Source organism: Nitrospirota bacterium (assembly GCA_023229435.1).
Lineage (GTDB): Bacteria > Nitrospirota > UBA9217 > UBA9217 > UBA9217 > JALNZF01.
Genome location: JALNZF010000017.1, coordinates 60,251 through 68,050, shown reverse-complemented (window position 1 = coordinate 68,050; position 7,800 = coordinate 60,251). Strand labels below are relative to the sequence as shown.

Below are 7,800 nucleotides of genomic sequence, written 5' to 3'. Positions count from 1 at the left end.
GTGCGCGAAGAGGATACGGTGGCGCGCCTGGGCGGTGACGAATTCATAATAGCGCTGTGGCACATCAGCGGTAACGACTATGCGGCCACGGTGGCGTTAAAAGTGATCAAGGCAGTGTCGCAACCCTATGACATCGAGGGACATACCGTCAGCATAACCACCAGCGCAGGTGTCAGTATCTATCCCGTCCATGGCGAGGACGCGGACACGCTGATGAAGAGCGCGGACCTGGCTTTGTACGAGGCCAAGCGCGCGGGCAAGAACGTCTATCGAATCTCGGAGCGCACAGACCTGTCAGCGGTAGCGCGCAGTCAACAAGACCCGCCCGCATTCAGTACGCCATTGCCGGATGCGTCAGAGAAAATGAAGGATGACCAATGAATGGTTAATTTGTCCGATATTCTTAATGCCGGCATTTTGATCGTTGACGACCTGGAAGCCAATGTACTCCTGCTCGATCGCATGCTGCACGGGGCCGGCTATACTTGCGTCGCGTCTACGATGGACCCGCACGAGGTCTGCGAGCTACACCGCAAGAACCGCTACGACCTGATTCTGCTCGATTTGCAGATGCCCGGCATGGATGGATTCCAGGTGATGGAAGGCCTGAAGGCAATTGAAACGGACAGCTACGTTCCGGTCCTCGTGATCACCGCCCAACCGGGTCACAAGCTGCGGGCGCTGGAAGCCGGCGCGAAGGACTTCATCAGCAAACCGTTTGATCTGGCCGAAGTAAAGACACGTATCCACAACATGCTGGAAGTGCGGCTGTTGTATAAAAAAATCGAGAATTACAACAAGATGCTGGAACAGACGGTGCAGGAACGGACTGGAGAGCTGGTCAGAGCAAACGAGCAGCTTTCGCGGGAAATAGTGGAGCGCAAGGTAACGGAAGAGTCGCTCCAAAGCGCGAACGCGGAGAACAAGCAGTTAAAGGACCGGTTCCATGCTGAGAACATCTACCTTCGCACAGATCTCGACAGGGAGTTCAACTTCGGCGAGATTATCGGGCGAAGCAAAGCTCTCGAGTATGTGTTCTTCAAGGTCGAACAGGTGGCGCCCCAGGACGCGACCGTTCTCCTCCTTGGCGAGACCGGCACGGGGAAGGGAGTAGTAGCGCGCTCCATTCACAGCAGGAGCAGCCCCGCGCGGCACGCGGGGCCGTTTATAACGGTCAACTGCTCGGCGCTCCCGGCGAGCCTCATCGAAAGCGAGCTCTTCGGGCGGGAAAAGGGCGCGTTCACCGGCTCCCATGACCGGCAGATGGGGCGCTTCGAACTTGCCGACAACAGCACCCTGTTTCTCGACGAGATCGGCGAGATGCCGATGGACCTTCAGACCAAGCTGCTCAGGGTCATCCAGGACGGCGAGTTTGAGCGGCTGGGCGGCCCAAAGACCATCAAGGTCAATGTGCGGATCATCGCGTCCACCAATCGGAATCTGGAGGAAGAAATCCGGAAGGGCAGGTTCAGGGAAGACCTGTTCTACCGGTTGAATGTTTTCCCCATCACGATCCCGCCGCTCCGGCAGCGCAAGGAGGACATCCCGCTTCTTGTCGATTATTTTGTCGCCAAATTCAACAAGAAAACAGGAAAGAAGATCGAGACCGTATCGAAAGACACCCTGAACGTCCTCCAGGAATACAACTGGCCGGGCAACGTGCGCGAGCTGGAGAGTATCATCGAGCGGGCGGTGATCACGAGCCAGGGGACCGGGTTGCAGATACTGGACCGGTTCGTGAATTCTCTGAAGGCTGGTGAACAGAAGGCGCAGGACTGCAAGGCCCTTGTCGAGATCGAACGGGACCACATCTTCCAGGCGCTCGAGAAAACCGGGTGGAGGATTGAAGGGAAAAAAGGCGCAGCAGAGATGCTCGGCCTCAACCCCAGCACGCTTCGCAGCCGGATGCGGAAAGACGGCATCCGCCGTTCATAAATAAAAGAAAGCCTCACACGGAAAATCCCCTGTCATACCTCAATGTAAAACACGTTGACATACAACGTATTACAATGTAGTATATATTCATACTTTGAGAGTAGGTGCGCTTCTTTCCCGCCCGAAACCGCGGCTGGGATATGCGCCGGGGGGCCGCTATGCCGACATTGCAGAAGAGTCTGAGATTGTCCGAGGGAATCGTTCGGGAGATAGACGATATTGCCAAAAGGGCCAAAAAGGACTTTACGGCGGTTACCAATGAACTTCTTGAAGAGGCGATCAAGGCCCACCGCAGCCCCGACATTATATATTCCGAGGGTGTAAGCGGCAAAAAAGCCCGGATTGCGGGTACTGGCATAGAGGTGTGGGAAGTTATCGCGGTATATAAAAGCTCTGGCCAGACCTTTAAGCGGTTGCAGCTGTCCTATCATTGGCTTTCGGAGCGGCAGCTCAAGGCGGCACTCGGCTATTATTCCTTCTATAGCGAGGAGATAGACGCGCTCATCGCGGAAAACGAACAGTGGACCCTGAAGAGCATCAGACAGAAATATCCTTTTCTCACGGCCGGCAAGCCGTGATCAAATATTACCTGGATGAAGACCTGAGTCCCGTAATTTCCGAGATGCTTAGGAAAGACAAAGTGGATGCCGCAAGCGCCCACGAAGTTGGTATGGTCCAGGCAAGCGACCTTGAACAGCTGGAGTATGCGGCTTCTCGCAAGCGATGCATGGTAACGAGAAATAGAAACGATTTTATCAGGCTTACGGTCCAGTTTTTCAATGAACATCGGCCCCATTACGGAGTGCTCATTATCCCTTATTCCTATCGGGGAGATAATTTCCGGGCCGTGGCTAAAGCGCTCAAAGCATATGCCAACGCTCATACGGTCGGCTTATCATCTTACCTGGTTGACTTTTTGTAGGTTATTATTCCTGGTATTAATACCTTAATTTAATTGCCGCGTAAAATGGGAATAAAAGTTTACCAGGCGCTAAGAACGCGAAGAAAATCTTTGTAGGGGCGGCTCTCTGTGACCGTCGGCATTCAGGGCTTTACACTATTTTATACTCAGCCTTGACAACGTGTATGCTCAGCAAGTAAAATATAACAGTTGATGCATCCGCAAGAGTCCTCATCTGTCAATAATGCCGTTATGCTATAAATATCCAATTGCGCCCATCCTTGCCGGACTTCATCGGGCGCTTCATCTGTATAGGCACAAAGTCAGATCAACAGTAATGAAGTTCTGAAAAAATGTTTTTAAGGGGAGGCTGCCTTGTCGCACAAAACGAAAAAACAAGGGCATCAGAGAGCGCAGTTGTCGAAAAGTCCCACCGGGATTCAAGGGCTCGATGAGGTTACGGGCGGCGGACTGCCGAAAGGAAGGCCGACGCTGGTGGCGGGCGGCGCGGGATGCGGCAAGACGCTCTTCGGCATGGAATTTCTGGTGCAGGGGGCGAGGCAGTATAACGAACCCGGGCTATTCGTGTCCTTCGAAGAAAACTCGCGGGAGCTTACGAAGAACTTCTCCTCCCTCGGGTATGATCTGAACGAACTGGTTGCTCGCAAAAAGCTCATTCTCGATCACGTCTACATCGAACGTTCCGAGATCGAGGTGACTGGAGAATACGACCTCGAAGGGCTGTTCGTCAGGCTCCAGAGCCTTATCGATTCGATCGGGGCAAAGCGGATCGTGCTCGATACGATCGAGACGCTTTTCAGCGCGCTGCCGAACGAGGGCATCCTCCGCGCGGAGCTGCGCAGGCTGTTCCGCTGGCTCAAAGCAAAGGGCCTCACCGCGATCATCACCGCTGAAAAGGGCGACGGCGACCTGACGCGGCATGGCCTCGAAGAATATGTTTCAGATTGTGTCATAGCTCTTGATCACCTGGTGACGGATCTGGTTGCCACCCGTCGCATGCGCATCGTCAAATACCGCGGCTCGAGCCACGGGACGAACGAATATCCCTTTCTCATCGACGATACCGGCATCTCGGTGCTCCCGATCACGTCCGTTGAGCTTCGTCACGCGGCAAGCACCGAGAGAATTTCTTCGGGTATCACGACCCTCGATGCGATGCTGGGAGGAAAAGGTTATTACCGGGGCAGCAGTATTCTGGTCTCGGGTACGGCGGGGACGGGAAAGACGAGCATGGCCGCCCATTTTGCCGATTCCGTTTGCAGGAGAGGGGAGCGCTGCCTCTATCTTGCTTTTGAAGAATCGGAAAACCAGATCATCCGCAACATGCGCTCCATCGGCATCGATATCGAGCAGTGGACAAGGCGGGGCCGCCTCACGATCCACGCGGCCCGGCCGACGATGTACGGGCTCGAGATGCACCTCGCCAGGATACATCGCCTGATCGAGGATATTAAGCCTCACGCCATACTCTTCGACCCCATAACAAACCTCATGGCCGTTGCGGGCGCCAACGAAGTAAAGGCCATGCTGACCCGGTTGATCGATTATCTGAAATTGAAAAAGATCACCGCATTTTTTACGAACCTTTCCCAGCAGCACATGCTTGAACAGACTGACCTTGCCGTTTCATCGCTTATGGACACCTGGATATCCCTGCGCGATATCGAGCTGGGCGGCGAGCGCAACCGCGGCCTGTATGTTTTGAAATCCCGCGGCATGGAGCATTCGAACCAGATCCGCGAGTTCCTGTTGACCGACAAAGGCATCGATCTCATCGACGTGTATAAGGGCGGAGAAAATGTGCTGACCGGATCGGCCCGGGCCGCGCAGGAGGCAAGGGAACTGTCGGAAGAAACCCTGCGCAGTGAAGAGATCGAACGCAAGAAACGAGAGCTGGCCCGCAAACGACAAGCGATAGAAGCGCAGGTCGCGGCTTTACAGTCGCAGTACGAAGCGGAAGAGGAAGAACTAAACGTCAATCTCGGCGAGTTGAAGTTGAAGAAACAGGTTGTCCAGGAAGACCAGAAAAAAATGTCACTGAGGCGGGAGCATGACGCCGGAGCGAGGACAAACAAGTCGAGGAGCGGGAGACCCGTCAAATGAAAAAAACCGATACAATAAAGAGTGTAAGATCAAGGTCGAGGAAGACAACGACAAAGACAGCCAAAACAAAAAAGAGGATAGTCCCGGAAGAACTATGGGACCTCAGACTTTACGTTGCGGGCCAAACACCGAAATCTCTTGCTGCATTCGCAAATCTCAAGCGGATCTGTGAGGAGCACCTTGCGGGGAAATATAAAATCGAGATCATAGACCTCATGAAAAATCCTCAGCTGGCCCGGGGAGACCAGATCCTCGCCATGCCGACCTTGGTACGGAAACTGCCGCCTCCCATAAAAAAGCTCATTGGCGATCTATCCAACACGGAGCGCGTCATCGTCGGGCTTGATATAAGGCCTGCGAGATAAAAGTTCTGAGTTATGAGTTTTAAGTTTTGAGTCACATCGAACGATAGACTAAGAACTAAAACGATCACGGGGTTATCTCTATGACCAAAAAAAAGATCAACGATGAAGCAAAGGGGTTCGAAAAGAGAATCAAGGCCGCGGCAGGCAGGAAATATGTTCTTCGCCTTTATGTGACCGGTATGACCCCCCGTTCTCTCCTTGCAATTACAAACATAAAGAAAATATGCGAGGAACACTTGAAAGGCCGTTACGACCTTGAAGTCATCGATATTTACCAGCGGCCGACGCTCGCTGAAGGAGAGCAGATCATCGCCGCGCCGACGCTCATTAAAAAACTGCCTCTTCCCCTGCGGAGATTCATCGGCGATATGACCAATACCGAAAAGATCCTCCTGGGGCTGGATCTAAGGCCGGGGAAAGCAAAGACATCATCAAAGAGCGTTTAAGAATCGTCGCGTACCATCTTGTATACTTTGACAGGCAACCGTCATTCCCGTGGAAACGGGATTCCGGGTTTTGGATTGCCCACGTGACATCCTGAGATGCGTTATACGCTATGAGAAAAAAATCAGACACCTCGAAGCCAAAATTGAAAAGCCGGCATCCGAAGACGCCAACCGGGAAGTCCGTGCATGGCACGCTAAAAACTAAAACTCAAAATGAACCATCAAGCAGGCGAAAATCATCCCACGGTCTTCGTGCGGAAACAGAAGAACTTCGCGCGCGGCTTGCGGAAGCCGAGGAAACGCTGCGCGCCATCAGGGGCGGAGAGGTTGACGCGCTGGTTGTTTCACAGCCCGGCGGAGACCAGGTCTTCACGCTGAAGGGAGTTGACCATGCCTACCGTGTGCTTGTAGAAGAAATGAACGAAGGCGCGGCCACGCTGAACGCGGACGGCGTCATTCATTATTGCAACAACTCGCTCGCTTCCATGCTGGAAATATCTCTTGAAAAAGTCATAGGCTCTTCCTTGCAACGTTACGTGTCGCCGGAATTTCTGCCCGCGTTCGACCAATTTATGAAACGTAGTTTGCGGGACAGTGGAAAGGCAGAACTTTCCCTGAAAAAGGAAACAGGGGCCTTGCTTCCAGTGCTTGTGTCCGGGCGCAGATTGCCTCTGGATGAGGCCCGCAGGATCAGTATCGTCATAACGGACCTGGCTGCCCAGAAAGAAACCGAGGAAACGCTTCGCAACGCCTTGTTTGAGATCAAGAAGCTCAAGGAACAGTTTCAAGCCGAGAACCGCTACCTCCTGGAAGAATTTAAGCTGTTGCACACACATGAGAACATCGTGGGCAACAGCGAGGCTATTCGCAGTGTGCTGAAACAGGTGGAGCAGGTGGCTGGTACGGATTCCACGGTCCTGATCCAGGGCGAGACAGGCACAGGGAAAGAGCTGCTGGCCGATGCGATCCATAACCTGAGCCCGCGCAAGGGGCGTCTCCTGGTGAAAGTAAACTGCGCCGCGCTGCCCCCGACCCTCATCGAGAGCGAGCTCTTCGGCCGAGAGAAGGGCGCCTTCACCGGCGCCCATGCCCCGCAGATGGGCCGCTTCGAACTGGCTGACGGCGGCACTCTGTTCCTCGACGAAATCAGCGAGCTGCCGCTGGAGCTGCAGACCAAGCTGCTCCGGGTGCTCCAGGACGGTGAGTTCGAGAGGCTCGGGAGCCCCAAAACCATCAAGGTAAGCGTCCGGCTCATTACCGCCACGAACCGAGATCTGAACCAATGTGTTCGCGAAAACAGGTTCCGTGAAGACCTGTTTTACCGACTCAACATCTTTCCGCTCTTCGTGCCGCCTCTGCGTGAGCGCAAGGAAGACATCCTTCCGCTGGTGTGGTCCTTTGTCCAGGAGTTCGGTACGAGAATGGGGAAACGGATTGAATCCATACCCCGGAAAGGCATCGAGACCCTGCGGAACTATGGGTGGCCTGGAAATGTACGGGAGCTGCGCAACGTTATCGAGCGGGCGATGATCATGAGCACCGGCTCGATTCTCCGCATCGAGATGCCGAAGTCGATTGAGGCAATAAACGGGCGCTCCGGCACGCTCGAAGAGATTGAGGGCCGGCACATCATCGACGTCTTGAACTCCAGGGGTTGGCGCGTGAGCGGAAAAGGCGGAGCAGCGGAGATCCTCGGTCTCAATCCGAAGACGCTTGAGTCGAGGATGAAAAAACTGGGCATTCAAAGGGAAAAATGAATTCCTGACATATCAGGATATTACCGAAATATCAGGAATAAATTTCTTCCTATCGTAATTCCTTCGTTGCAGTCATCTCTCAGACATTTCAATACTATCAACGCAATACGGTAGTCCCCCTGCCCCGGCACAAATCCTGCAATATAGTACAATATAGTACATCGTCATGAGGATGCAAATCATCACTGTCCGCATGATAATACACGGACAGCGTTAGCAGCGTCCCCTTTGCCAGCCGTTCCAAAACATACCAGTATCTAAAACGTAACAAA

At 53.7% G+C, this 7,800-nt stretch carries 8 protein-coding genes; all 8 read left to right on the top strand.

What is annotated here, in order from left to right; all coding sequences use genetic code 11:
• Nucleotides 1-381: GGDEF domain-containing protein (locus M0R70_11630; GenBank protein ID MCK9420018.1), on the top strand; the 381-nt coding region annotated here is incomplete at its 5' end.
• The gene (locus tag M0R70_11625; protein MCK9420017.1) at nucleotides 382-1,935 is read left to right on the top strand and encodes a sigma 54-interacting transcriptional regulator; all 1,554 of its coding nucleotides are present in this window, start codon (nucleotides 382-384) and stop codon (nucleotides 1,933-1,935) included.
• A 158-nt stretch (nucleotides 1,936-2,093) separates the two neighbouring features.
• Nucleotides 2,094-2,513 (top strand): DUF433 domain-containing protein, encoded by a 420-nt coding sequence (locus M0R70_11620; GenBank protein MCK9420016.1) that lies wholly within the window; start codon nucleotides 2,094-2,096, stop codon nucleotides 2,511-2,513.
• The gene (locus tag M0R70_11615) at nucleotides 2,510-2,857 is read left to right on the top strand and encodes a DUF5615 family PIN-like protein (protein MCK9420015.1); all 348 of its coding nucleotides are present in this window, start codon (nucleotides 2,510-2,512) and stop codon (nucleotides 2,855-2,857) included. The genes M0R70_11620 and M0R70_11615 overlap by 4 nt, the downstream gene beginning before the upstream one ends.
• A gap of 354 nt (nucleotides 2,858-3,211) precedes the next feature.
• Nucleotides 3,212-4,960 carry a circadian clock protein KaiC gene (gene kaiC, locus M0R70_11610; protein MCK9420014.1) on the top strand — a complete coding sequence of 583 codons (1,749 nt, stop codon included), beginning with the start codon at nucleotides 3,212-3,214 and terminating at the stop codon, nucleotides 4,958-4,960.
• Nucleotides 4,957-5,325, top strand: coding sequence for a circadian clock KaiB family protein (locus M0R70_11605; protein MCK9420013.1), 369 nt, complete (start codon nucleotides 4,957-4,959; stop codon nucleotides 5,323-5,325). Before kaiC ends, M0R70_11605 begins: the two co-directional genes overlap by 4 nt.
• A gap of 80 nt (nucleotides 5,326-5,405) precedes the next feature.
• Nucleotides 5,406-5,771, top strand: a complete 366-nt coding sequence (locus tag M0R70_11600) for a circadian clock KaiB family protein (protein ID MCK9420012.1) — start codon at nucleotides 5,406-5,408, stop codon at nucleotides 5,769-5,771.
• A 110-nt stretch (nucleotides 5,772-5,881) separates the two neighbouring features.
• Nucleotides 5,882-7,528 carry a sigma 54-interacting transcriptional regulator gene (locus M0R70_11595; GenBank protein MCK9420011.1) on the top strand — a complete coding sequence of 549 codons (1,647 nt, stop codon included), beginning with the start codon at nucleotides 5,882-5,884 and terminating at the stop codon, nucleotides 7,526-7,528.
• The last annotated feature ends 272 nt before the right edge of the window (nucleotides 7,529-7,800 follow it).

Coding starts and splice junctions, on each gene's coding strand:
- M0R70_11625 (MCK9420017.1), top strand. CDS start 382: ATGGTTAATTTGTCCGATATTCTTAATGCCGGCATTTTGATCGTTGAC.
- M0R70_11620 (MCK9420016.1), top strand. CDS start 2,094: ATGCCGACATTGCAGAAGAGTCTGAGATTGTCCGAGGGAATCGTTCGG.
- M0R70_11605 (MCK9420013.1), top strand. CDS start 4,957: ATGAAAAAAACCGATACAATAAAGAGTGTAAGATCAAGGTCGAGGAAG.
- M0R70_11600 (MCK9420012.1), top strand. CDS start 5,406: ATGACCAAAAAAAAGATCAACGATGAAGCAAAGGGGTTCGAAAAGAGA.
- M0R70_11595 (MCK9420011.1), top strand. CDS start 5,882: ATGAGAAAAAAATCAGACACCTCGAAGCCAAAATTGAAAAGCCGGCAT.